29 protein-coding genes and 1 pseudogene are annotated in these 22,549 nt (G+C 36.9%); 24 read left to right on the forward strand and 6 right to left on the reverse strand.

Annotated features, from left to right (window positions below; genetic code table 11):
* Window positions 1-50 precede the first annotated feature (50 nt).
* From M028_RS0102145 to M028_RS0102210, 14 genes are all read left to right on the forward strand, one after another.
* Complete coding sequence (locus M028_RS0102145; protein ID WP_026572452.1) at window positions 51-731, forward strand: DUF4912 domain-containing protein; 681 nt, start codon at window positions 51-53, stop codon at window positions 729-731.
* Window positions 724-1,962, forward strand: a complete 1,239-nt coding sequence (locus M028_RS0102150) for a glycosyltransferase family 4 protein (RefSeq protein WP_051590889.1) — start codon at window positions 724-726, stop codon at window positions 1,960-1,962. Before M028_RS0102145 ends, M028_RS0102150 begins: the two co-directional genes overlap by 8 nt.
* Window positions 1,963-2,002: 40 nt before the next feature.
* Window positions 2,003-2,635, forward strand: a complete 633-nt coding sequence (locus tag M028_RS29235) for a hypothetical protein (protein WP_051590890.1) — start codon at window positions 2,003-2,005, stop codon at window positions 2,633-2,635.
* Between the two features lie 55 nt (window positions 2,636-2,690).
* Complete coding sequence (gene rpmG / locus M028_RS0102160) at window positions 2,691-2,840, forward strand: 50S ribosomal protein L33 (RefSeq protein WP_015594975.1); 150 nt, start codon at window positions 2,691-2,693, stop codon at window positions 2,838-2,840.
* A gap of 58 nt (window positions 2,841-2,898) precedes the next feature.
* Window positions 2,899-3,465 carry a 5-formyltetrahydrofolate cyclo-ligase gene (locus tag M028_RS0102165; RefSeq protein WP_197031357.1) on the forward strand — a complete coding sequence of 189 codons (567 nt, stop codon included), beginning with the start codon at window positions 2,899-2,901 and terminating at the stop codon, window positions 3,463-3,465.
* On the forward strand, window positions 3,462-4,250 hold the full coding sequence (locus M028_RS0102170; protein ID WP_026572455.1) for a DUF92 domain-containing protein: 789 nt from the start codon (window positions 3,462-3,464) through the stop codon (window positions 4,248-4,250). The genes M028_RS0102165 and M028_RS0102170 overlap by 4 nt, the downstream gene beginning before the upstream one ends.
* Before the next feature lie 27 nt (window positions 4,251-4,277).
* On the forward strand, window positions 4,278-5,228 hold the full coding sequence (locus tag M028_RS0102175; protein WP_026572456.1) for an L-lactate dehydrogenase: 951 nt from the start codon (window positions 4,278-4,280) through the stop codon (window positions 5,226-5,228).
* Window positions 5,229-5,331: 103 nt separating this feature from the next.
* On the forward strand, window positions 5,332-5,526 hold the full coding sequence (locus tag M028_RS0102180) for a hypothetical protein (protein ID WP_026572457.1): 195 nt from the start codon (window positions 5,332-5,334) through the stop codon (window positions 5,524-5,526).
* A gap of 161 nt (window positions 5,527-5,687) precedes the next feature.
* Window positions 5,688-7,229 carry a rhomboid family protein gene (locus M028_RS0102185; protein ID WP_035423597.1) on the forward strand — a complete coding sequence of 514 codons (1,542 nt, stop codon included), beginning with the start codon at window positions 5,688-5,690 and terminating at the stop codon, window positions 7,227-7,229.
* A gap of 135 nt (window positions 7,230-7,364) precedes the next feature.
* Window positions 7,365-7,571: a YqgQ family protein gene (locus M028_RS0102190; protein ID WP_026572459.1), complete on the forward strand. Its 207-nt coding sequence runs from the start codon at window positions 7,365-7,367 to the stop codon at window positions 7,569-7,571.
* 9 nt (window positions 7,572-7,580) lie between these two features.
* Window positions 7,581-8,555 carry an ROK family glucokinase gene (locus M028_RS0102195; RefSeq protein WP_026572460.1) on the forward strand — a complete coding sequence of 325 codons (975 nt, stop codon included), beginning with the start codon at window positions 7,581-7,583 and terminating at the stop codon, window positions 8,553-8,555.
* A 93-nt stretch (window positions 8,556-8,648) separates the two neighbouring features.
* Window positions 8,649-9,839, forward strand: a complete 1,191-nt coding sequence (locus M028_RS0102200) for a M14 family metallopeptidase (RefSeq protein WP_026572461.1) — start codon at window positions 8,649-8,651, stop codon at window positions 9,837-9,839.
* 177 nt (window positions 9,840-10,016) lie between these two features.
* Entirely contained in the window at window positions 10,017-11,144 is a 1,128-nt protein-coding gene (locus tag M028_RS0102205) for a hypothetical protein (protein ID WP_026572462.1), read from the forward strand.
* 89 nt (window positions 11,145-11,233) lie between these two features.
* Window positions 11,234-11,548 carry an MTH1187 family thiamine-binding protein gene (locus tag M028_RS0102210; protein ID WP_026572463.1) on the forward strand — a complete coding sequence of 105 codons (315 nt, stop codon included), beginning with the start codon at window positions 11,234-11,236 and terminating at the stop codon, window positions 11,546-11,548.
* Window positions 11,549-11,588: 40 nt separating this feature from the next.
* Here the strand turns inward: M028_RS0102210 and M028_RS31815 are convergent, their stop codons facing one another.
* Window positions 11,589-11,765 (reverse strand): DUF2759 domain-containing protein, encoded by a 177-nt coding sequence (locus M028_RS31815; RefSeq protein WP_026572464.1) that lies wholly within the window; start codon window positions 11,763-11,765, stop codon window positions 11,589-11,591.
* Window positions 11,766-12,013: 248 nt separating this feature from the next.
* Between M028_RS31815 and M028_RS0102220 the strand changes: the two genes are divergently transcribed.
* Window positions 12,014-12,649, forward strand: a complete 636-nt coding sequence (locus M028_RS0102220; RefSeq protein WP_026572465.1) for an MBL fold metallo-hydrolase — start codon at window positions 12,014-12,016, stop codon at window positions 12,647-12,649.
* Between the two features lie 153 nt (window positions 12,650-12,802).
* Window positions 12,803-13,888 carry a class I SAM-dependent methyltransferase gene (locus M028_RS0102225; RefSeq protein ID WP_026572466.1) on the forward strand — a complete coding sequence of 362 codons (1,086 nt, stop codon included), beginning with the start codon at window positions 12,803-12,805 and terminating at the stop codon, window positions 13,886-13,888.
* Between the two features lie 233 nt (window positions 13,889-14,121).
* Here M028_RS0102225 and M028_RS0102230 read toward each other — a convergent pair whose 3' ends face one another.
* Both M028_RS0102230 and M028_RS0102235 read right to left on the reverse strand, forming a co-directional pair.
* Window positions 14,122-14,364 carry a DUF2626 domain-containing protein gene (locus M028_RS0102230; protein ID WP_026572467.1) on the reverse strand — a complete coding sequence of 81 codons (243 nt, stop codon included), beginning with the start codon at window positions 14,362-14,364 and terminating at the stop codon, window positions 14,122-14,124.
* 84 nt (window positions 14,365-14,448) lie between these two features.
* Complete coding sequence (locus M028_RS0102235; protein ID WP_026572468.1) at window positions 14,449-15,144, reverse strand: helix-turn-helix transcriptional regulator; 696 nt, start codon at window positions 15,142-15,144, stop codon at window positions 14,449-14,451.
* A 260-nt stretch (window positions 15,145-15,404) separates the two neighbouring features.
* Here M028_RS0102235 and comGA point away from each other — a divergent pair.
* Window positions 15,405-16,121: pseudogene (gene comGA / locus M028_RS31825) on the forward strand (competence type IV pilus ATPase ComGA); the annotation flags it as partial.
* A 24-nt stretch (window positions 16,122-16,145) separates the two neighbouring features.
* On the opposite strand, the gene M028_RS0102245 reads toward comGA, so the two are convergent.
* Entirely contained in the window at window positions 16,146-17,597 is a 1,452-nt protein-coding gene (locus tag M028_RS0102245) for a recombinase family protein (protein ID WP_026572469.1), read from the reverse strand.
* Between the two features lie 169 nt (window positions 17,598-17,766).
* Here M028_RS0102245 and M028_RS31375 point away from each other — a divergent pair, with 169 nt between their 5' ends.
* Entirely contained in the window at window positions 17,767-18,222 is a 456-nt protein-coding gene (locus tag M028_RS31375) for a replication protein (protein WP_026572470.1), read from the forward strand.
* 100 nt (window positions 18,223-18,322) lie between these two features.
* Here the strand turns inward: M028_RS31375 and M028_RS0102255 are convergent, their stop codons facing one another.
* Window positions 18,323-18,553, reverse strand: coding sequence for a helix-turn-helix transcriptional regulator (locus M028_RS0102255; RefSeq protein WP_026572471.1), 231 nt, complete (start codon window positions 18,551-18,553; stop codon window positions 18,323-18,325).
* Window positions 18,554-18,768: 215 nt separating this feature from the next.
* Entirely contained in the window at window positions 18,769-19,164 is a 396-nt protein-coding gene (locus tag M028_RS31830; protein ID WP_026572472.1) for a helix-turn-helix domain-containing protein, read from the reverse strand.
* Window positions 19,165-19,328: 164 nt separating this feature from the next.
* Between M028_RS31830 and M028_RS0102270 the strand changes: the two genes are divergently transcribed.
* The 6 genes from M028_RS0102270 to M028_RS29255 all read left to right on the forward strand — a co-directional run bounded on the left by M028_RS0102270 (window position 19,329) and on the right by M028_RS29255 (window position 22,472).
* Window positions 19,329-19,514 (forward strand): helix-turn-helix transcriptional regulator, encoded by a 186-nt coding sequence (locus M028_RS0102270; RefSeq protein WP_026572473.1) that lies wholly within the window; start codon window positions 19,329-19,331, stop codon window positions 19,512-19,514.
* A gap of 210 nt (window positions 19,515-19,724) precedes the next feature.
* Window positions 19,725-20,009: a hypothetical protein gene (locus M028_RS0102280; protein ID WP_026572474.1), complete on the forward strand. Its 285-nt coding sequence runs from the start codon at window positions 19,725-19,727 to the stop codon at window positions 20,007-20,009.
* Between the two features lie 85 nt (window positions 20,010-20,094).
* Complete coding sequence (locus tag M028_RS0102285) at window positions 20,095-20,343, forward strand: hypothetical protein (RefSeq protein WP_026572475.1); 249 nt, start codon at window positions 20,095-20,097, stop codon at window positions 20,341-20,343.
* Window positions 20,336-21,094, forward strand: a complete 759-nt coding sequence (locus M028_RS0102290) for a phage antirepressor KilAC domain-containing protein (RefSeq protein ID WP_026572476.1) — start codon at window positions 20,336-20,338, stop codon at window positions 21,092-21,094. Before M028_RS0102285 ends, M028_RS0102290 begins: the two co-directional genes overlap by 8 nt.
* A gap of 87 nt (window positions 21,095-21,181) precedes the next feature.
* On the forward strand, window positions 21,182-21,526 hold the full coding sequence (locus M028_RS32520; protein ID WP_035423602.1) for a YqaI family protein: 345 nt from the start codon (window positions 21,182-21,184) through the stop codon (window positions 21,524-21,526).
* 97 nt (window positions 21,527-21,623) lie between these two features.
* A complete protein-coding gene (locus tag M028_RS29255) occupies window positions 21,624-22,472 on the forward strand; it encodes a DnaD domain-containing protein (protein ID WP_035423604.1) in 849 nt (282 codons plus the stop codon).
* Window positions 22,473-22,549 lie beyond the last annotated feature (77 nt).

A 22,549-nucleotide genomic window follows, 5' to 3' on the forward strand; every position in this document is an offset into this window, starting at 1 on the left:
TAATTTGGAATTTTAAGCATAAAATGATTGTTTACCGTTAGGAGGACATTATGATTGATGAAATAATAAAACTACGAGAGGAAGGATTATCGTTTAGAAAAATCGCCTCAGAACTAGACACAACGGTAGGAAGAGTCCAATATCGCTGGAATAAATGGATCAATAGTAATGAGAGAAATACGAACGATGAACCGGATATGCAAAAAAATAAGGAAAACCAATCCTCTGCAAGTGGGTCTCCTTCGGCCTTTGTTCCCATAAAGGGTGAGCTGACAGCAAGGCTTGTTACACCACAGAAAATGATCCTATTCTGGGAAGTTTCCGAATTACCTCGAAATGTTATTCAACTATTCTTTGATCAGCCATTTGACGATTGCGTATCCGTTGTTCGGATTTACGATGTAACTGACATGATCTTTAATGGCAGAAATGCTCATCATTTCTATGAGATAGCCGTACCGTACCAAAATGGCCATTGGTATATAAAGGGGTTACTTTCTAATCGTCATTATATTGCTGAACTTGGTGTCAAACTCGGAGCGGGCTTTTTTCCAATTATTCGATCCAATACCATTCAAACTCCATCAATGGAGACGGAAAGTGGATATCAAATAAGTGATAGTCTAAACCAGTTTCAAAGAATAGAGACACAAACTCCAAAATGGATTGATCATGTAAGCACCTATACTTATTATGAACAAACAGAAAACATGGAGGAGAACAATGGATAATACAAAATACTCGCTCACTGATATGGAGCGGATATCTCAGATTCATCGCCCATTAAACATTTTGATGTTAAGTTGGGAGTACCCTCCGCATGTAGTGGGGGGGCTTTCAAGGCATGTATATGGATTATCTGTTCATCTTGCTGAATTGGGTCATGAGGTTCATGTTGTTTCATTGCTAAGAAATGACTTGCCTTCTTATGAAAAAATAAATGATGTTCATGTACATCGTGTTAAGCCATTGAACGAACAGGATGAGGATTTTCTATCCTGGATCGGCGGACTTAACCTGGCGATGGCGTTTAAAGTGGCAAAATTGGCTAATGAAAACAGCTTCAGTATTATTCATGCTCATGATTGGCTTGTGGGTACCGCAGCCATTGCCTTAAAGGATTCGTTATCCATACCATTACTAGCTACCATTCATGCTACAGAATATGGAAGGAATAATGGGATTTATACTGAAATGCAGAAGTTTATTCATAGCAAAGAGCAGCAGCTTGTATCCGAGGCTGACCAAGTTATTGTGTGCAGCGAATATATGGTTGAGGAAGTGACCTCTATTTTTGATGCAGCTGCTGAAAAATTAGCCATTATTCCAAATGGGGTTGATATGTTAACCAAAAGCGAAGAATCTGTTGATTTTCCCCATAATCTCCAAGATAAAAAATATATCTTTTCAATGGGAAGAATGGTGAAGGAAAAAGGATTCGAAACGATAATTGAGGCGGCAGCCATTGCAAAGGAGCTAAAGCTTGAATATTCCTTTGTTATTGCCGGAAAAGGTCCGATGCTGGATACCTATCGTAAACTAATTCAAGAAAAACATTTGGAAGACAAGATCACGTTCATTGGCTTTGTATCTGAGCAGGAGCGGAATACTTTCATACAAAATTGTGAAATGGTTGTTGTTCCTAGCTTGTATGAACCTTTTGGAATTGTTGCACTTGAAGCAATGGCTCTTGGAAAGCCGACAATTGTTTCAAAAACAGGCGGATTAAAGGGGATTGTGAAGCATTTGCAAACGGGGATGTTAATGGCTCCTGGAGATGCCCAAAGCTTATTGGAACAAATTTTATTTATTTACAAAAATCCTAAAAAGGCAGCGGAGATGGCTAAAGAGGGTCAGCTAGTGATGAAAAGCTTGTATAGCTGGAAACGCGTTGCAATAGAGACTAGCAGATTAATCGAAGATCTATTATTAATCCAATTAGTGGATGCAACAGAATGCTAAGTAAATACCCTAATTAGGGCAAAAAGGTGGTGTTAATCCGATGAGTCTAATGGAGCCGATAAAGATTGTTCCAACCTCCCTTAATCATTTCGTTATTGAGCAGCTGCAGCTAATTCCGGGAATATGGGTAAATGGTAAAGTTTATTGGATGCAAAATTGTACAGAAAAAGTAATTTACGATGAAGAGTTGGTAATTAAGCTAAAAATTGAGCATATCCATTCAAAAATTTCCTTCGCAAAAATCTACATAAGTAATCACAGCATTGCAACAAAAGAAATCAAAGTTTTAGTTATGCATCATAATCCGAATTTAACGGGGGAAAATTTTACGTTTATCTCTCCGGTGGAGAATCGTATTTTTCATCTTACCAATGAAAAGCTAATCCTCGTAAATGGTAAATACAAAGGTTCTGACATGAAAGAATGTACTGTTCATCCGTCATGGAATATCTTTACTGATAAACTATGGAGTAATTTAAATAAGGGCAGCTTAGTGTACCAGCCTATGGCAAAGGGTCCGGCTGCAAGTGTCTTTACGATGAAAATGTCAATAGGGCCTCGTGAAACCAATAAAATCAGTACTTGGGCAATCAATGGAAGCAGTAAAAATGAGCTCCTAAACATGGAATGTGCACTTTTAAAAAACACACTAGCATTTCCTTTCGAAAAATGATATTATAGAAAAGTCGTATGAACGAACTAGCTTAATGGTTTGGAGGGAAATCAACATGCGTGTAAATATTACGCTAGCTTGCACTGAGTGTGGAGACCGTAACTATATTTCAACAAAAAATAAACGTAATAACCCAGATCGTCTTGAGCTTAAGAAATATTGCCCAAGAGAAAAACGTACAACCGCACACCGTGAAACAAAATAAGCAGTAGGAGCTTCCTGCTGCTTTTTTTTGTTGTCCAAAAATAAGGAGGAATCCGATAATGATTGATAAAAGATCCTTTCGAAAACAAATGATGGATAGATTATCACAAGTTTCGAGGCCTATTTATGAAGACCTCTCTTATAAAATTGCCAATCGGCTGTTTGATGAACAAGATTGGAAAAATGCACGCGTTATTGGAATTACCATTTCTAAAGTTCCTGAGGTAGATACATATCAAATTATCAGAAAAGCTTGGGAATTGGGAAAACAAGTGGTTGTCCCTAAGTGCCTGCCAAAAGAAAAATTGCTATCTTTCCGAATCTTGACTGAATTCTCTCAGCTTGAATCCGTATATTATGGTTTATTTGAACCAAAAGAGGAACTGACCAAAGAGGTTGAACCTAGCTTAATTGATTTATTAATTGTACCGGGTTTAGCTTATACAAAAGAAGGATATCGAATTGGTTTTGGTGGAGGGTATTATGATCGATTCTTATCAAGTTATAGCGGTAAGACAATATCGCTTGCTTTTGATATGCAAGTAGTTCCCGAGCTTAGCATTGAGGAACATGATTTACCAGTTTCAAAAATTATAACGAACCATGAGGTTATGATCATAAAATGATGGAAAAGTGGATTATTTTAGCTATCATAACCTTTGCCGGAATTCTCGCCTACCTAGTTAAAGCACTTACGAAATCGGGGGCTCTAGCAGCTATAATGGTAGGAGCTGCAGTCATGCTCGGTTTTGGTTTAAAGGGTCTTTTTCTCCTTGGGACTTTTTTTGTTTCTTCAAGTTTATGGTCTGAGTATAAAAGCTCTGTAAAGAAAACCATTGAAGAAAAATTAGCAAAAGGAGCAACAAGGGACTGGAGGCAGGTTGCTGCTAATGGTGGTGCTGCAGCTCTTTTCAGTCTAATTAACTTCCTTCACCCTAACGTCATTTGGCTGCTTGCTTTTGCTGTTTCACTTGCAAGTGCTAATTCGGATACATGGGCATCGGAAATCGGATCATTAAGTAAAAAAAATCCGCTTTTTATCCGAACATTCAAGCCAGTGGAAAGAGGGACCTCGGGTGCAATCAGTTTTTTGGGTACTAGTGCTGCATTGATAGGGGCGTTGTTAATTGCTCTTTTAACATTATGGCTATTTCATTTACATATTTTTCTTGCCTTCCTTGTTTTTCTATTCGGTTTTTTGGGTAATTTGATTGATACATTATTTGGCGCTTTTTATCAACAATTATACAAGTGCAGTCATTGCGGGATTGAGACGGAAAGACGAATTCATTGTCAAAATGAAACCTTACGGATAAAAGGTATTAACTATATTGATAATGACATGGTTAACTTTTTATCGGGTTTTATTGCTGCATTATTGGCATTGAGTATAGTGCTTTTAGTAGTATGAAAACTATTTTGAAAAGGTGGGTTTGAAATGGTTAATCGAGTGAATCGGGTTGCGCTTATTGGAACAGGTTTTGTTGGTTCAAGTTATGCTTTTGCTCTATTAAATCAAGGGATAACAGAAGAGCTTGTCCTGATTGATTTAAATAAGGAAAAAGCTGAGGGTGATGCTATGGATTTAAATCACGGTCTGCCTTTCGCCCCTTCCCATACAAAAATTTGGTATGGAAGCTATAAAGATTGTGGTCTGGCTGATCTTGTAGTCATTACCGCTGGGGCTAATCAAAAACCCGGTGAAACAAGACTGGATCTTGTTGATAAAAACACAAGGATTTTTAAAGGTATTGTCCAAGAGATTATGTCTAGCGGTTTTGATGGGATTATTCTTGTAGCAACAAATCCTGTAGATATCTTAACTTATGCAGTTTGGAAATTTTCCGGTCTCCCGAAGGAAAGGGTTATAGGTTCAGGTACAATTCTCGATACGGCTAGATTCCGGTATTTATTAGGCGATTATTTTTGTGTGGATGCCCGAAACGTACACGCTTATATCATTGGTGAACATGGTGATACGGAATTACCTGTCTGGAGTCATGCTGATATCGCGGGTATTTCCATTTCAGAATGGACAAAAAATAAAGAAGGCTACACAAAAGATGCCCTTAATCAAATCTTTTTAAATGTTCGGGATGCTGCCTACCAGATCATCGAACGAAAAGGAGCAACCTTTTACGGAATTGCTATGGGACTTGTAAGATTAACCAAAGCGATATTACAAGATGAAAATTCCGTCTTAACCGTTTCGGCGTATCTCGATGGGGAATATGGGCATAGAGATCTATATATCGGGGTTCCTGCAGTGGTTAACCGTAATGGAATTCGAGAAGTTGTAGAGTTGGATTTAAGTGAGGAAGAAGAAAATAAATTTGCGAATTCAGTAACTGTTTTAAAGAAAACAATGGGGCCGGTATTAAATATTTAACCCTATAAGATTGAGTTCCTCCATTGATTATGTCCCATTATTAGTGGTAACAATGGATAAAACTTATATCTATTACACAGAATAGATGTAGGAGGGATCTATTATGTCTCGTGTTATTACATCTATTTTTTTAATTGGTTCTATCGGGTATTTTGGATTTCGTTACCGATATCGGCTTATTAATTTGTTGCTGGCATCAGGCTGGCTACGCCGTCTTGCGGTAGGTTCCATTATGAGTTTCCCGGGAGTAAAAAATAAAATGCTGCAAACTGTTTTTGGAGGACCATCTGAAAGGTGAAAACCGCAGATGGTTTTTTATTTGTCCTGTAGAAACCATAATAAAATGCCGAAATTGAGGGTATTTAGTCATTGATTTAAATGGATTTCGGTTATAATGAAACCATCCAAATAATTATTCATTCTATATAGCTATTACTTAGATAGAAAGTGGGAGGAGTATTGAATAAAGAGGAATTCATCTTTTGGCGCTTAGCTCATTTCTTTATTACAGAACAAGGTTATCGCATTATTCAATTATTTGATAATCAAAAAGAGCTATGGCTCGAAAAATTAGAAAATAAGAACGCACCGATAGTACGGTTATTCAATCAAGACCTTAATTGGAGCAATTCGATGCAAAGGGATATCGAGTTTACCGCTGTGAATGGGGAGAATATTCGTAAACAGCTTCGTCGCGGTGATCTGAATATAGCGAACATTTATATCAGTTCCTATCCACCAGTAGATGAATATGAATACCGTCTGGAAAAGCCTTATTTTTATCCGGAGGGAAATAAAACCGCAATTGTCTCTATTTTATTTGCAAATGAGAATTATGAAACAGGCTTTCAAACTCTTTCTCATCTACTAGAGAAGCAAGTATACTTCGATATTAATGAATCGTATTCGGAAGAAACCGTCCAGGCTTTAAAAAAATCTACACTTGAGTCTGCTTTATATCAGGCAGAAGCGGAAAAAGCCGTATTTGAAAATGGCAGGCCCTTATTTACCTATTTATTCATGATTGTTCAAATCCTCGTCTTTTTTTGGCTGGAAATGCACGGAGGAAGTACTAACAATTCCACATTGATTAAATATGGTGCTAAATTTAATCCTCTTATCTATGAGGGGCAGTGGTGGCGTTTTATTACACCAATCTTCCTCCATATTGGTTTTTTACATTTAGCCATGAATACACTTGCATTATATTATTTAGGAGTTGCCGTTGAAAGATTATATGGGAACCTGCGATTCCTTTTTATTTACATGTTCGCCGGTATTGCTGGAGTTATTGCCAGTTTTATTTTTAGCTCAAATCTATCAGCAGGAGCCAGCGGCGCCATTTATGGATGTTTTGGGGCATTGCTTTATTTTGGAATGATACAGCCAAAGCTTTTTTTCAGAACAATAGGCCTCAATTTAATTGTCGTTCTGGGAATCAATCTTGTTTTTAGTTTTACAGCTTCGGGTATCGATAGTGCAGGTCACTTGGGCGGCTTAGCAGGAGGATTTCTTGCAGCCGGAGTGGTTTACCTTCCAAAGCAGAAAAAAATATTCCTCCAAGCAGTATTTTTCCTATTGGCTGCAGCTATTATTTGGGGGTCCTTATCTTATGGTTATAGTACCGGTGCTAGGACAAGAGATGAAAGCTCCAGTTTAGCCCTTGCCCAGGAATATATTAAGCAGGATAAATATGATCAGGCTTATCAGGTATTAAGGGAAACAGAAAAAAAATTAAAGAGTCCTTCGGCAAATGTTTATTTTCTTCTATCCTACACGGAAATTAAAAAGGGAATGCTTTCGGAGGCAAAAATTCATTTAGACAAAGCGACTCAATTGTACCCAGATTTTGAAGAAGCCTATTATAATCTTGCGCTGATTAATATCGAGGAAGGGGACTATAAGGAAGCGAAGGTAAATGCGGAAAAGGCTGTTAAGATAAATCCAGACCGCAAGGATTACTCGGATTTAGTTCGAAAAATTAACCAACATCTTCCATAATCTAGTGTCCGGAATGATTCAGATTTTACAGTTGCTGTTACAAAAATATTTCCTTGAGGCGGGAATTGGCATAAGGTATACTTTTTTTGTACGATTCATTGTATTTTCAATTTATAGAATTTTAAGGGGCAGGAAATGAAAACAGTTTACGAGATTCAGCAATTTTTAAAACAATTTGGAACGATTATTTATATTGGTGATCGAGTGGCCGATTTGGAACTGATGGAAACGGAATTAAAAGAACTTTATCAATCTCAATTAATTGAACCGAAAGAATACCAAACAGCATTATTGATCCTAAGACAAGAGATTCAATTTCAAAAAGAAAAAAGTCGAAGATAGGTGAATACATTGCATGATAAATGGATTGTAGGCGTGGACCTTGGCGGTACAACGACAAAATTAGCATTTTTGACTACTAGCGGAGAAATCCTGCAAAAGTGGGAAATACCAACTGATAATTCAGATGAAGGCCGAAATATTACCGGTAATATTGCAAAGGCGATTAATGAAAAATTGGCAAATCTCGGTGAAAATAAAAATAGATTAATCGGAATTGGGATGGGTGCTCCGGGTCCGGTTGACTATGAAAATGGAGTAATCTTGAATGTTGTCAATTTAGGATGGAAAGAGAACTATCCCCTTAAGAAACAACTGGAAGTAACGACCGCTCTTCCTGCTGCAATTGAAAATGATGCGAATTGTGCAGCGCTTGGTGAAATGTGGAAAGGTGCAGGAGGTGGAGCAAAAGATTTGGTTTGCGTCACGCTTGGTACTGGTGTTGGCGGTGGAGTCATTATCGGCGGAAAAATTGTCCAAGGTTCTAATGGTGCTGCTGGGGAAATCGGACATATTACGGCTGTTCCAAATGGCGGTGCACCTTGTAATTGCGGGAAAACCGGTTGTCTTGAAACGGTTGCTTCAGCAACGGGAATTGTCCGGTTAGCAACGAAAGAAATTTTAAAAAGCGATACAAAAGGTGAATTAGCTGAGAAACAGGCTGCAAACGGTAAAATAACGGCAAAAGATGTTTTTGACGCTGCAAGAAATGGAGACCAGTTGGCAGTAAAAGTCTTAGACGAGGTAACATTTCATTTAGGTCTGGTTTTAGCAAATATTGGAAATACTCTGAATCCGCAAAAAATAGTGATAGGCGGCGGTGTTTCAAAAGCTGGTGATATTCTATTAAACTCTGTGAAACAACAATTTAATCGATTTGCATTCTCTTCTGTAAAGGAATCAACAGAGCTCGCATTAGCAACATTAGGAAATGATGCAGGTGTCATTGGTGCAGCATGGTTGATTAAAAATAAATTAAATGTATAAATCATCGGAAACCTGCCATCGCAGGTTTTTTGTTTTATAAAATTCATCTTTTTATTTTCTTTTCATATGATTTTTATGATGGGAGGGGAAAAAATGGAAGTCCTGTTTCGATCTAAAGACTCCTTATGGTATTATAGTAAGCTATTTATGGTACCGTTAAATTTGATTGAAGACTCAAATCGATTTATAAATCCTAAGAATATCGAAACCTCAGAAAAAATAATCATTCCGGGTTATGAAGCAGTCCCATACAGAATTAAAAACGGGGACACGTTAGCCGGAATTGCTGCTTCAAAGAATTTTCCACCAGATGCCTTACTTTTACTTAATCAAACACAAAAACCTGACCACTTGCTCCCAAATGAAACCATCCTACTACCTGAAAGAGTCACAATGCCTTTTTTAACTACTACAAAGCCATGTTGTTCTGCAATCCTTTACGAAGCAATCTCTTCACTTGAAAGGGTTTACCCTTTTATCAACGTGTCTATTATAGGGAAAAGTGTCTTAGGAAACCCAATCCATGAAATTAGAATTGGGAAAGGAACAAAAAAAGTTCATATGAATGCATCCTTTCATGCAAATGAATGGATCACCACCTTGATTTTGATGGATTTGTTAAATCATTATTTACTCTCGATGACAAATGGAATGGCCTTTAGGGAAGTTTCTTCTTTGCAATTGTACCAAAGAGTAGAGCTTTCTATTGTACCCATGGTTAATCCGGATGGGGTTGACCTTGTTATAAATGGGCCACCTGAATCGGTTCGCAAGAAAGTGATGAAAATTAATAATGACAGCGATGATTTTGTCCACTGGAAAGCGAATATTCGCGGGGTGGATTTGAATAATCAATATCCGGCAAAATGGGAGATTGAAAAGGAGCGGAAACTGCCGAAGCTGCCGGCTTCAAGAGATTTTCCCGGGAATGCTCCGTTAACTGAACCTGAAGCGATTGCCATGGCTAAATTAGCGAAGAGCACTTCATTTGACTGTGTTGTCGCTTATCATACCCAGGGAGAAGAATTTTATTGGGGATATGAGGGTTTGGAACCACCTGAAGCTGCGAAGATTGCAAAAGAAATGGAACGATTAAGCGGGTATAAAGCCATTCAGTATGTTGACAGTCATGCAGGGTATAAGGATTGGTATATTCAAGAATTTAAACGCCCTGGCTTTACCATTGAGTTGGGAAGGGGGATAAATCCACTTCCTCTTTCAAAATATGAAGAAATTTACTCGCGGGCTGAGGCAATTTTTTTAGCTGCGCTGCTTCATTCATAAATAAAAAAACATGCCTTGTAATATTAAAAAATTCTCATTAAAATAATTGGTAATGGTTCTTTTATTTACTTTGGAAAGCCGTTAATAACGGCTTTTTCATTTTTCTTGGTACTGAAACATTCTGTTAATATGAACGTCTTAAATTATATATAGAATTTTTAAACGGAGGGGTTTAGATTGGTTCAATTTGGAATACAAAAAGCGGTCCGATATATTTTACCAATCATTTTGTTTCTTTCCCTCCTCCTTGGAGCTTGTAATCTTCAAACGCAAAAAAGATCTAATCAAACTTCCCCCAAAAAAAATGTAACTACTTTCTCCATAAAGGATTGGAAGCTCCCGTTTACTGTCTCGAAGGGTGAGTTTTTTAAGATCGCAGGCTGGATTTCCGAAAATCAAATCCTATACATTACGAATATAGGACAGTCCTCATATATTTATATTTATGATTTTTTAACGGGGAAAAGTAAGTTTGTTTTTAAAACAGATTCCCCAATTGTTAATGTTCAAATTAGTCCTTCTAAAAAATACTTCTTAGTGCAGTCTTCCCCTTCTACCTATGAAGGTTTGATTGAGATTATTAATCAAGAAGGGAAAGTATCTTGGAAACACCCCATGGCATCTTATGAATTAGAATTTGAATGGAATCCCTACGACGAATCAAAAATCCTTGTTTCAAACTTTAATGAAGACTGGACCTTTAAACTTTTCTTAATTGAAATGAATCATTTAAAAATGAAAGAGATTTCAGAGTCCCAGCCTTTTCTTCAATGGGTAAATCGAGACCAGATTGCCTTTTTAAAATGGGATGAAAAAAAATCAACACTATCTGCACCGCTAGTTTTTAAGGGCTTGGAGGGTGGAGAGGAAAGGCCAGTGTTTTCTGGTGTGTTTCATTTTACCGTGTTCCCTGATTTGCTTTTAACCATCGAAGCCAATAAGGTGGATAAAACAAACTCGACATATACATTTTTTGACAAAAAATTAAAGCATATTTTCTCATTTTCCATACCACAGCTAACTAACTATTCAGATTGGGTCGTGCCGAATTATGATTATATTGATAATAAAAAGGAATTTATTGCTTTTAGTCCATTAGAAAGTACCGAGGCTGACTCGTATACGGAGGGGTTTAATCTTGTTACCTATAATCTTAAGGAAGGAAATCAACAGTTAATCCTCTCTGGGTTGGACAATGCCCCGTTAAGTTGTTCACCATTGGGGAATGCCTGCTTATACGGGAACAGCTTTGAAAAGCTGATTGATTTAAAAACCAAAAAAATTGACGATTTACTGAAAGAATGACTGTAAAGAGCCATTCTTTTTTTCTTACTTTGCCAGGTATGATAAAATCACACTGTACAAAAAATTAATGGACCAAGCAGGTGATCAGGATGGCAATAGTTGATGTTACCGTCATTCCACTGGGGACGGAAACACCCAGTGTGAGTAAATATGTGGCTAGTGTACAAAAGGTATTAAAAAGATATGAGGCAGAGGGGAAAATTCATTACCAGTTGACCCCCATGAATACGATTATTGAAGGGGATTTGCCCGTTTTATTTGAAGTGATTCAGGCGATGCATGAAGCACCATTTGCAGAGGGGATTCAGCGGGTAGCAACAAATATCCGTGTGGATGACCGAAGAGATGTAAAAAGAAGCATGGAGTATAAGGTAGATAAAGTAAATAGCCTTTTGCAAGAATAATAAAAAAGACTGCCTAAAGGGCAGTCTTTTCTATATTGTCTTAGTGTGTTCCAGTCGGAATTCCGTGGTGAATGATGGTCATGACAACAAACCAGCCAAAGACCAAGAATGAAGCGACTCCCCAAAATGCAGCTAATAAATTTTTATTTTTTAGTGCACGAAGTCCAGCAAAGAAAGCAAGGATGGTTACTAAAGCAAAGATAATAACTAAACCCATGAACAAATCCCCCTTTATTGGTTATTTACCAGGCAGTATGCCCAACATTTTAAAATAGTTATGTAAGAATATTATATACATTCGTTTCCTATTTTATAGTTTTTTCATTCGTTTGTCGAGGGCAAAAAAGAGACAACTTTATGTTCGAGACTTTAAATTGCTTTTAAGAATATCGTTCCTTTCTTTATCTACAATTAAAGAATAGTGTAAAATGTTATTATTGCATTTATTAACTGGAGGTATACAAGATGAAGTGGTCGCAAATCCCCTTAGGGGTTCTGCAAACAAACTGTTACATAGTTGAAAATCCTGATCAAACATGTCTAATTTTTGACCCAGGTAGTGAAGGGAAAAAGTTGATTAATTGGTTGACCAAGCGTGAATTAAGGCCGGTGGCCATTTTCCTGACTCATGCTCATTTTGACCATATTGGGGCAGTGGATGAGGTAAGAGATTTTTTTAAGATTCCTGTTTATGTCCATGAGGAGGAAGAAGAGTGGCTAAGTGATCCAAAATTAAATGGTTCAAAATTTTTTATGATGAAGGAAAGCGTTAATGCCCGGCCAGCAGAGTTTGTTTTGAAAAAGGAAGAGGACATAAAAATAGCTGGTTTTGAATTTAAACTGTTTGAAACTCCGGGCCATTCACCGGGCAGTGTTTCTTATTATTTTGAACATGACGGATTTGTCGTTTCTGGAGATGCCTTATTTAAAGGAAGCATTGGCCGAACAGATCTACCAAAAGGAAATCAAGCACAGCTGTTAAAAAGTATTCACGATAAGTTGTTATTTTTGCCGGAGGAGACAGTGGTCTTACCGGGGCATGGTCCTGAAACCACTATTATCGAAGAGATGGATAGCAATCCTTTTTTAAATGGTTTTTGATTACTCAAATAGAAAAGCCCTTCTCACGAGGAGAAGGGCTTTTCGGGGGATGTTCTATTCATATAATGGGAGGGGATATAGTTAAGCTACTGATTTAACAATAATATATAGTAAACACTATGTCAATAGTGGAAAAACAAAAAGGAGCAAAAGATGATTACATATTTAAAAAAAATCATTTCGGAATCACCCAATCATTATATTTCGTATGCAGATTTCATCAGTGCAGCCCTTTATCATCCCGATTTTGGCTACTATATGAAAGAAAAAGTGAAAATCGGGCGCAATGGTGATTTTATCACAACCAGCAATATTTCAGATATTTATGGCCGGCTTTTTGCAAAATGGTTTTCAAAAATATATAAGCAATACAAATTACCAGTTGTATTTTGTGAAATTGGGGCAGGGAACGGCCGCTTTGCTAACGCTTTTTTAACGGAATGGTTTGAATCAGTTCAAGTTCCGATTGAATATATGATTGTCGAAAGCAGTCCTTATCATAGGAAATTACAAAAAGAGCTTCTCGGTTCTGCCTTCTCTGTTACACAGTTAGAAACGCTCGATGAAATCAGAGGCTTCAAAGGAATAATTTTTTCAAATGAGCTTTTCGATGCACTTCCTGTCCATGTAATAGAGAAGGAGAATGGCAGGATTTTCGAAGTGATGATTGGAATTGAAAATAATAAATTGTTTGAGAAAAGGGTTCCGTTATCGAATCAGGAAATTGTTCAATATTTATCAGAGAATAAATTGGAGTTACAGGAGAAACAACGGTTTGAAGTTCCTCTGGCTATGGAAAAAATGATTGGGGATATTTCGAAATTTATTACGGAGGGTCTTGTTGTTAGTGCTGACTATGGTTATACCAATCAGGAATGGATGCAGCCTGCGAGGTCGAGGGGGAGTTTACGGGGATACTATCAGCATCAAATGCTCGATAATATTTTACAGCATCCCGGGGAAATCGATATTACAACACATATTCAATTTGATCAGCTTATTCAACAGGGAGAAAATGCTGGCCTAAATTTTGTTACAATGCTTAGGCAGGATGAATTTTTACTAAAAGCAGGAATTCTTGAGGAATTACAAAGTCATTTTGATCCTAACCCGTTTTCTGAACAAAGCAAGCAGAACCGGGCAATACGAAGTTTAATTATGCCTTCGGGAATAAGCTCCTATTTCCATATCATTATTCAACAAAAAGGTTTGAACGTTGATTTTACGAACATATTTTAAAGTAGGCTTTGTTGAAAAACAATGTTGATTTATAAACAAAGTTGATTGGAGCGGAAGGTGCGAGACTCCTGCGGGAGCAGCGGGACAGGTGAGACCCCACAGGCGCTAAAGCGCGCCGAGGAGGCTCACCGCCCGCCCCGCGGAAAGCGAGCATCCTGGAGCGGAAATCAACATCCAAGTTTAACACAGCCTAAAGAAAAAAACACTGGAGGCATTTCCAGTGTTTTTATTTCTTATTCTGCTGCACCTAGAGGCATCATGAAAGTTGTCCAATAAGTGAAACCTGCAAAGAAAATGGTTAAATATGCTCCGAAAACGTACATGTACATACGTTCGGATAGTTTTAGATAGCTGAGCAGAACGAAGAATCCTGTTTGGGCTAAAAATAACATTGCCGTTTTATCCAAATCTCCTAGATAAAACATAACGGTAAAAATACCCGTCCAGAAACCCAATACTCTGAACATGCGATCCATATGTATCCCTCCTTTTACCCTACGAATACCATCATTACAATATTATAAGGTAAAAGTTAGGGTAATGTAAATAATGGTTTCGTATTAGTTTGTGACGAATGCTTGGTAGGAACATGTTTCACAGCCATTAAACATATTCTCTTTTTCAATCAACTCCACTGTAGAGAATAAGACCTCAAACATCCCCTTAAGAAATTCACGATGCATACTGCAAACGGTTTCGTGTTCCTCTGCCACTTCTTTAAATGGGCAATTATAAATCTGAAAATAGATTTTGGTTTGATCCCCGTTTACATCAAATTCCGGATAAAAGCCTGCAAGTGTTGATGCACTCTTTAATATATTTAGCTTTTCGTTAAAATCTAATTCATCACCGAATGATCTTTTTGCCATTTCTTGTTCTATAATTTCAGTTCCAAAACGTTTTCCTGTTATATATAATGCTTTTTTTCCTTCCTCACCAAGTGTTAGCATGGTCTGAATCGCCACTTTAGATAACAGCATATAATCGCGGAATGGAAAATGCAGTTGAATCACATCATCTGATAAGCGGTACAACCGGCTAGGACGGCCGCCCTTACCTGTTTTCTTTGTTTCAGAAATTAACATGTTTACATCTTCGAGCTTGGAGAGATGCAATCTTGCCACATTGGGATGGATATCAAAATTTTCAGCGACCTCTTGGACAGTTACCTCTTGGTGCCTTTTTGTAATGTATTGATAAATATAATAACGCGTTGGATCTGATAAAACATTTGTTATTTTTAACGTTTGTTCCATCTGGTTTCACCTCGAACCCCCATAATTTACACTCATTATAATACAGCGATATTAACATGGGAATGAGGTTAACATCATAAACACTATAAGTTTAGAAAATGTTCACAATTATCGTCAAAAATTTGTAATATTTAGCTCGAAATTCTTGTACCTGAATGGTGTCTATTGAGTTATTCTAATAATGGTTAACAAATTATAAATAAGGGGGAATCCTGCTGAAACATGTTGTATTCTGTCAGTAGTAATACCAAAAGGAGGTTATTCTCATTGTCAGCGCTATCGAAATTTTAGCCAATCGAATTATTAAAGATGCCACTCGAAACCAAGCAACTGATATTCATATCATTCCGAGAAAGAATGATACACTCGTTCAAATCCGCCTTACGAATAAACTTATTCCTCGGTTATCCCTTCCAAAAGAAGAATGCGACAAATTAATTTCACATTTTAAATTTACCGCAAACATGGATATTGGGGAAAGAAGACGCCCGCAAAGCGGTTCAATTTTTTGCGATGTCAACGGTCAATTGATGGGGCTCAGATTATCTACCCTGCCTTCAAACAATCGAGAAAGCCTTGTTATCCGGCTTTTACCTCAACAAGAACAGATTCCATTTCACCAGCTTTCCTTATTCCCTTCAATGACAAGAAAATTACTTGCTCTTCTTAAACACGCTCATGGCTTAATTATATTTACCGGGCCAACCGGCAGTGGGAAGACCACTACCTTATATTCACTCCTCAATGAAACTGCACACTTATTCCATCGGAACGTTATTACACTAGAAGATCCTATCGAAAAGAATTATGATTCCGTCCTGCAGGTCCAAGTAAATGAAAAAGCGGGGGTCACCTATGCCACCGGATTAAAAGCTATTTTGCGGCATGATCCGGATATCATTATGGTGGGGGAAATAAGGGATAGTGAAACCGCAAAAATTGCTGTTCGAGCTGCGCTTACTGGCCATCTTGTCCTTATAATAGGCGCATACAAAAAGAGGTTAGTTAAATCTAACCTCTTTTATTTCGACAGAGTCCGGTGTCTTATCCTTATTTATTTTGTCCACGGTTATAAAATCTAAAGCAATCAAAACAAATTGTTTCTTCTGTTCAATGGTCATGTACTGCCAATTCAATTTTAAATCCGTCCATATTTCCGATATATCGCTATCCTGCAAAGGTGCTTCTTTTGGAGTTAATCCTTCTAACTCTTTTCGAAGCATCTTTTCTTTTTCCTCTTCCTCTTTCATGCGCTTCTGAAAATCCCCATCGGTAATCATTTCATTCACCCAAGCATACTGCCATTTGGAGCGCCTTTTTTCAATTCCGTTTAATTCCTGCTCTATTTCCTTGATAGTTTCGGTGTGATCTTCAACAGCGGCAGTAGCTTCATTTTGCGCTAGTTCATCGGCTTCCTTGGTAAAATCCCACTTGCTTAACATTTGAATAAACTTTTGCTCGAATAAATTTTGACTGATATTCGGCAAATCGCAAAGTCCTCTCGGCTTATTCGGACAATAATAGTTATAGGAGTAATATACTTTTTCCCCCCTTTTCGTGTGAGAACTCTTACCGATAAGTCTCGAACCACAGCGGCCACACTTTAACACCTTGCTAAAAATATGTTTTGAGGTGGCCTGCCGTGGATGAATATCTTTTCTGGATTCAATTGTTTGTTGAACTAAATTGAATTCCTCTTCTGGAATGATGGCCGGGGCTACCCCTTCCACTTCAAAATATTGGTCCTTATTCACCCGGTAATTGTAGCGACTAGTACCCATATAAATAGGATTTTTCAAAATATATTGGATAGGATTCATCCCCCATGCTTTGCCACTTCTAGGGTGAATACCTCTTTCGTTAAGATTTTTAGCAATCTTCCACATACCCATTCCAGATAGATAAAGACGGTATATTTCTTTGACAATGGCAGCTTCCTGGTGGTTGATCATTAGGGTAGAGTCATTAGATTCATACCCTAATGGTGGCAGGCTGACGGTCCATTTGCCTTCTTTTGCTTTTTGCTGCATCCCCATTCTTACACGTTCTCCGAGGTTTTCCCTTTCCCATTGTGCTAAGGCGGCAACAAGGGTAATAAATAAACGCCCGATTGCGGTTGTTGTGTCGTATACTTCTGTAGCTGATTTAAACTTTACATCGTATTTATCAAACATATTCAGAAGCTTATATAAGTCCAATACAGACCGGGTAAGCCTATCCAATCGATAAACAAGAACGCAATTAAAAACACCTTGTTCAAGAGCCTTTAACATGCGCTTTAAATCCGTTCTATTTAAGTCCTTTGCGCTTTCTCCTTCGTCTACATACCACTGAACGATTTCCCACCCCTGAGAAAGCGCGTATGCCTCTAATCGGGCACGTTGAGCTGCAATGGAATAACCTTCTTCAGCTTGTTCCTCCGTTGATACCCTTATATAAATTGCGACTTTCATAATTGCACCTACTTTAAACTTAGTCACCATAATAGTAACAATTAGTTACAATTTTGTGAATGTAATATATTTCCTAAGAATAAATTTAAAAAACAACTACCACTTTATTGGATATATTGTATATAATTACAGTTGCGTTACAAATAGTTTACATTTTAGGAGAAATGCCATGCCGTATGCTAAATATTTTCACAAACGACTTGAATCGTTTTACTCTAAAGTCCTTCCCTTAATAGGAAAAAAGAAATTTGAACAACCCTGTTTATCGAATCAAGAAATGTTTATAAGGATGGAAGTTCTTAGACGGAATTTTACCAAAAGACAAATGAACATTATTTCTATGATCCTTTCCCTTTCTTTTTATATTGGTAAAGAAAAAGCCATCATTCCAAAAATGCGCGACTGGGAAATTGCAGGGATATCAAAAATCAAAGCCAGGAGCGAATTAACGCAATTGGTGGAACTTGGTGTGATTGAGTGGGATGAAGAGAAAAATATTTTTTCTTTAACAGATCCACGAGGATGGAAGGTAAAGTATCATTCGGGGTATAACGACGAACGAGCGTCGGAAATCTTCTTGCTTAACTTGAAAGATACAGGAATTTTAATTGTACCTGAGGAATAGTTTATTTTTTTAAATAGGGGTTCCAAAATGGTTAAGTCGAAAAGGTTATTTTTTTTGAGTGGAAGTTCGACAAGTGCGAACTATTCAGCAGACGCACCGCTTATTTGCGGCTTTTAGCGCCTCTGACCGATTTCCACTCGTATAAATCATCGATGCTGCAATTTAACGCGTATGCAATGGATTTAGCTGTTATTAATGACATAGTATGTTTATTGTTTACATATTCAGATATTGTAGATTTAGGTATCTTTGTCATTTCAGATAATTCAATTTGCGTTAAATCTGCTTTTTTTAATCGATCAGCAAGTAAACACTTGCCGATTTTAAACAACCAGCTTTCACCTCCATTGGTAAAAAAATACTATATGTAGGTAAAAAAATATTACTTTTGTTCTAAATTCAATTGTATTATAATAAAAAACAAGAACACACGTTCTCCACTATGGGGGTCATTTAATGAAAAAAACTGTCGATGTCGCGGAATTAATTGAAAAAATCAAACAATCTTTAAAAGATAAAGAAAATGAAATAGAGAAAGGCGCCTGATTAGGAGCCTTCCATTTGTTTCATAATACGATAAAGCTTAACGTGTTTAATCATTTCCTTTATCTCTTCATCTGTTGCGGGTTTTCCGTCTACTTCTAAGTTGTATTTGTCTTTTAATGATTCTAAGGATAAGTTTCTTTCGTATATTAGTTTATTTTCGTTTTCGTCAAAAAGGTCATCCTTTGAGAAGAAATACGAAACATCTATATCAAAACATTGTGCTATTTTCTCCAATAAATCCACAGAAGGTGCATTGATTCCTTTTTCCAGCTTGGAAATGTGGGCATGGGATACTCCGATCTTTTCCCCCAACTCTCTCATAGATAACTTTTTCTCTGTTCTTAACTTATTTATCTTTAGACCAATTTCTAATTGTAAATCATTTTGATCGGTCACTTTTTAACCCCCTTCCAAACCTTATTTTACATAAAACGTAACTATCAGTAAACATTTATAGAAAAATTAATGATTTTTTAACAAAAAGTTGTTGACCTGTAGTTACCTATGATGGTAACATAAGGTTACAGTAACGTTGAGTTACCAAACAAGGAGGTGTTTGGATGAAAAACCAATTAGCGAAAATAAGAAAAGAAGCTAAATTAACACAAGAAGAACTGGCTGCTGCGGTTGGCATCACAAGGAACTATGTTTCTAAGATTGAAAATGGTGGTGTATGTAGTTTAAAAGTATTATCTGCAATTGCAAAAAAATTAAATGTAAAGATCGATGATATTTTTTTAGCTTAAATGGTAACTTTAAGTTACATAGAGGGGGTGACAAAGTGAATCAACCATCAAAAGAAACGGCAAAACTTTTACTTCAGCTGATCCGGCCCACAACAGAGAAAATCATTCGGGAGCAATTAAACAATAAATGTAAAGGTGCCTAATTTTAACGTTGTGGGGAGAGGGGATTTTTAGAAAAACACTTCATACAAATTTTGGGAGGTGAAATAAATGAACGAGGTAAACCTTCAGGAGCTGGAAGAAAAGTATGGCGAGGAACTTGTTGAATTTTTATCCCAACGAATTGAGCAAGCAGAAAAAGATAATCACGGCACTTGGAAGATTAAAGTACTTAATGAATCAAAAGTTTTTCCTGTAATTGTGTTCTTAACTTCCAATTATACGTGGATATGCGAAATATATTTACCTAAGAAAAGAATTGAAAATAAATACATTTTATCTCTAAGCGATACTGAAGAATTAATTGTAGCAATGAATAGCTTGAAAAAAGCCTAACCAGGCTTCTCTTTTTACCATCGTTGCGCAAATTGACGATGAAAAAAAGTAATAAAAGATTAATAGATGAATAGGAGCTGAAGAAATGGAATTTTACAGAAAAGAAATTAAATTGGTTTTTGAACATATTGGATTTGAACTAGAAAGTGATCCTGATACCGGAATTGTGATTTTGCGGTTAAAAGAATTGTGTGTTGATGACGAACAATCTATACCTGAGATTTCTGTTTATAAAGAGAAAAACATTATTGAAGTGTATCCATTAGTTGATGAATTAAAAGAAATGATTAAAGCGATGCAGCAAATTCTCCCGGAGGGTGATGAAAATGAATGAGCTTCAAATATTCAAAAATGAATTGTTTGAAGTTGCTGTCAAATTAGATAATGGGGAATTTGTTTTCGATGTAGAACAGGTAGCTAAATGTTTGGGGATAACCGATACAAAAAATAACAAAGAGTACGTTAGATGGAATCGTGTAAACGAATACCTTCCGAAAAATTCGCCACTTGTGGCGAAAGGCGATTTCATTCCAGAACCACTTGTTTATAAGTTAGCTTTCAAAGCGAATAACGAAATTGCAGAAAAATTCCAAGATTGGTTAGCCATCGATGTTATTCCATCCATTCGAAAAAATGGCGGCTACATAGCAACCAATGAAGATGATACCGACGAGGATATTTTAGCAAGAGCCGTGTTAGTGGCCCAAAAATCCATAGAAAAGAAAAATCAAATCATCGCAGCACAGCAAAAACAACTTGAAGAGCAGCAACCATTGGTTTCATTCGCTAGGATCTGCATGCAATCCACTGAATCAATAAAAGTTGGGGAATTAGCAAAGATGATGGTTAGTCACGGGATTGAAACTGGTCAAAATAGATTATTCATCAAATTACGTGAATGGGGATTAGTTTTTAAATCTTCTACGGAACCAACCCAGAAAGCTGTTGAGAGTGGATATTTTGAAATCGCTCAAGGTGTTAAACAAAAACCGAATGGAGAAGCATTTACATGGCGCACTCCATATGTAACTCCGAAAGGTCAAATGTATATCGCAAACCGATTACAAAAGGAGGCAACAGCCTAATGCTAATTAATTTCCTAGTAGCGATTATCGTCGCTTTTGTCGCTGGAATGACTTTTCAAAGATTTCAATCTAAGGGATGTGAAGGGAATGAGTAAGGTTCTTTTAACTAACGAGCAGGCAACAGCATTAGAAAGCGCCATCAATTGCTCAAATGGCAATAAAGCAAGCATCATCGATTGGAAGGTTAGGGAACTATTTGGAGGTGATGAAGAAGCATTAAATAAAGTTGAATTGGACGATCTTATCCGGGCTCTTTATATCGGATACGAAGTTTATGAAATTCCTGAGAATTGCGGTATTGATGCAATGGGAGACGAGATTATTACGGGGGATACCATTTTAGAACACGATGGTGAAATTATTTTGGAAACAAATGCAATTGCATACCTAGTGGGATTTTTAGGAGCTGCAAGAAAAGTCGCGGGGGAATAAAAAGCCCGATGCTACCAACATCGGACCCTAAAGAAAAAACCTTATTTTTATTGTATCACGGACATGTCCAATTTATTACAAAAGAGGCGAAAATCCAATGGCAAAATATAGATTTGTCCACACAGAGTTTTGGCAGGACGCTAAGGTGCTCGAAGAAATGACACCCGAGGATAAATATTTTTATCTTTACCTTTTGACAAATCAGAATACAACTCAAATAGGAATATACCAAATTACGAAAAAGCAAATGGCTTTTGATTTAGGTTATTCAATCGAGTCCGTCAACAGCCTTTTAAAACGATTTATTAATGATCATAAAGTTATTAAATATAACGAGGATACTAAAGAAATAATCATTTTGAATTGGGCAAAGTACAACATTACTAAAAGTCCAAAAGTATTAAGTTGTATAAAAAAAGAATTATCGCAGGTGAAGAATCAAGAATTTGTTTCTTTGTTTTTAGAACAAGCAAATTATTTTGGATACCCTATCGATACCATATCCATAGACTATGGGGAAAAAGAAAAAGAAAAAGAAAAAGAAAAAGAAAAAGAAAAAGAAAAAGAAAAACAACAAAGTGTGTCGGCTGATGATTTTTATCAGCAAAATTTCGGAATATTAAATCCTTTCATTGCCGAGAGCATTGAACATTGGGTTAATGATCTGAGTGAAGAAATAGTAATTGAAGCTTTAAAACGAGCATTGTTCCAGCAAAAGAAATGGAGTTATGCAGAGGGTATATTACGGAATTGGGTTAATCAAAATGTTCGTAGTTTAGAAGATGTACAAGCCTTAGATAAAGAGTTTGAAAGAAGAGGAAATAAACCTAAGCAATCTTTATTTGAGCAAGGTGAAGCAAGTAAACAACGGCAGGCATCTATTAAGCCAATGACTAAGGAAGAGCAGGAAAAAATGAAACGGATGGAGGAGGAGCTACCATATTAAAAAGCATTCAAAGCTTATCAGATTTATTAGGTCCGGCACGATTGAAAAGTATGCTCTTTAATATCCGGCCTGACCTT

The sequence above is a fragment of the Bacillus sp. UNC438CL73TsuS30 genome, assembly GCF_000482325.1.
In the GTDB taxonomy this organism is placed as follows: domain Bacteria; phylum Bacillota; class Bacilli; order Bacillales; family Cytobacillaceae; genus Neobacillus.

What these genes read in the sequence shown, in the direction of transcription:
- M028_RS0102145 (WP_026572452.1), top strand. Translation starts at nt 51, where the DNA reads ATGATTGATGAAATAATAAAACTACGAGAGGAAGGATTATCGTTTAGA.
- M028_RS0102150 (WP_051590889.1), top strand. Translation starts at nt 724, where the DNA reads ATGGATAATACAAAATACTCGCTCACTGATATGGAGCGGATATCTCAG.
- M028_RS29235 (WP_051590890.1), top strand. Translation starts at nt 2,003, where the DNA reads ATGAGTCTAATGGAGCCGATAAAGATTGTTCCAACCTCCCTTAATCAT.
- rpmG (WP_015594975.1), top strand. Translation starts at nt 2,691, where the DNA reads ATGCGTGTAAATATTACGCTAGCTTGCACTGAGTGTGGAGACCGTAAC.
- M028_RS0102165 (WP_197031357.1), top strand. Translation starts at nt 2,899, where the DNA reads ATGATTGATAAAAGATCCTTTCGAAAACAAATGATGGATAGATTATCA.
- M028_RS0102170 (WP_026572455.1), top strand. Translation starts at nt 3,462, where the DNA reads ATGATGGAAAAGTGGATTATTTTAGCTATCATAACCTTTGCCGGAATT.
- M028_RS0102175 (WP_026572456.1), top strand. Translation starts at nt 4,278, where the DNA reads ATGGTTAATCGAGTGAATCGGGTTGCGCTTATTGGAACAGGTTTTGTT.
- M028_RS0102180 (WP_026572457.1), top strand. Translation starts at nt 5,332, where the DNA reads ATGTCTCGTGTTATTACATCTATTTTTTTAATTGGTTCTATCGGGTAT.
- M028_RS0102190 (WP_026572459.1), top strand. Translation starts at nt 7,365, where the DNA reads ATGAAAACAGTTTACGAGATTCAGCAATTTTTAAAACAATTTGGAACG.
- M028_RS0102200 (WP_026572461.1), top strand. Translation starts at nt 8,649, where the DNA reads ATGGAAGTCCTGTTTCGATCTAAAGACTCCTTATGGTATTATAGTAAG.
- M028_RS0102210 (WP_026572463.1), top strand. Translation starts at nt 11,234, where the DNA reads ATGGCAATAGTTGATGTTACCGTCATTCCACTGGGGACGGAAACACCC.
- M028_RS31815 (WP_026572464.1), bottom strand. Translation starts at nt 11,765, where the DNA reads ATGGGTTTAGTTATTATCTTTGCTTTAGTAACCATCCTTGCTTTCTTT.
- M028_RS0102220 (WP_026572465.1), top strand. Translation starts at nt 12,014, where the DNA reads ATGAAGTGGTCGCAAATCCCCTTAGGGGTTCTGCAAACAAACTGTTAC.
- M028_RS0102225 (WP_026572466.1), top strand. Translation starts at nt 12,803, where the DNA reads ATGATTACATATTTAAAAAAAATCATTTCGGAATCACCCAATCATTAT.
- M028_RS0102230 (WP_026572467.1), bottom strand. Translation starts at nt 14,364, where the DNA reads ATGGATCGCATGTTCAGAGTATTGGGTTTCTGGACGGGTATTTTTACC.
- M028_RS0102235 (WP_026572468.1), bottom strand. Translation starts at nt 15,144, where the DNA reads ATGGAACAAACGTTAAAAATAACAAATGTTTTATCAGATCCAACGCGT.
- M028_RS0102245 (WP_026572469.1), bottom strand. Translation starts at nt 17,597, where the DNA reads ATGAAAGTCGCAATTTATATAAGGGTATCAACGGAGGAACAAGCTGAA.
- M028_RS31375 (WP_026572470.1), top strand. Translation starts at nt 17,767, where the DNA reads ATGCCGTATGCTAAATATTTTCACAAACGACTTGAATCGTTTTACTCT.
- M028_RS0102270 (WP_026572473.1), top strand. Translation starts at nt 19,329, where the DNA reads ATGAAAAACCAATTAGCGAAAATAAGAAAAGAAGCTAAATTAACACAA.
- M028_RS0102280 (WP_026572474.1), top strand. Translation starts at nt 19,725, where the DNA reads ATGAACGAGGTAAACCTTCAGGAGCTGGAAGAAAAGTATGGCGAGGAA.
- M028_RS0102285 (WP_026572475.1), top strand. Translation starts at nt 20,095, where the DNA reads ATGGAATTTTACAGAAAAGAAATTAAATTGGTTTTTGAACATATTGGA.
- M028_RS0102290 (WP_026572476.1), top strand. Translation starts at nt 20,336, where the DNA reads ATGAATGAGCTTCAAATATTCAAAAATGAATTGTTTGAAGTTGCTGTC.
- M028_RS32520 (WP_035423602.1), top strand. Translation starts at nt 21,182, where the DNA reads ATGAGTAAGGTTCTTTTAACTAACGAGCAGGCAACAGCATTAGAAAGC.
- M028_RS29255 (WP_035423604.1), top strand. Translation starts at nt 21,624, where the DNA reads ATGGCAAAATATAGATTTGTCCACACAGAGTTTTGGCAGGACGCTAAG.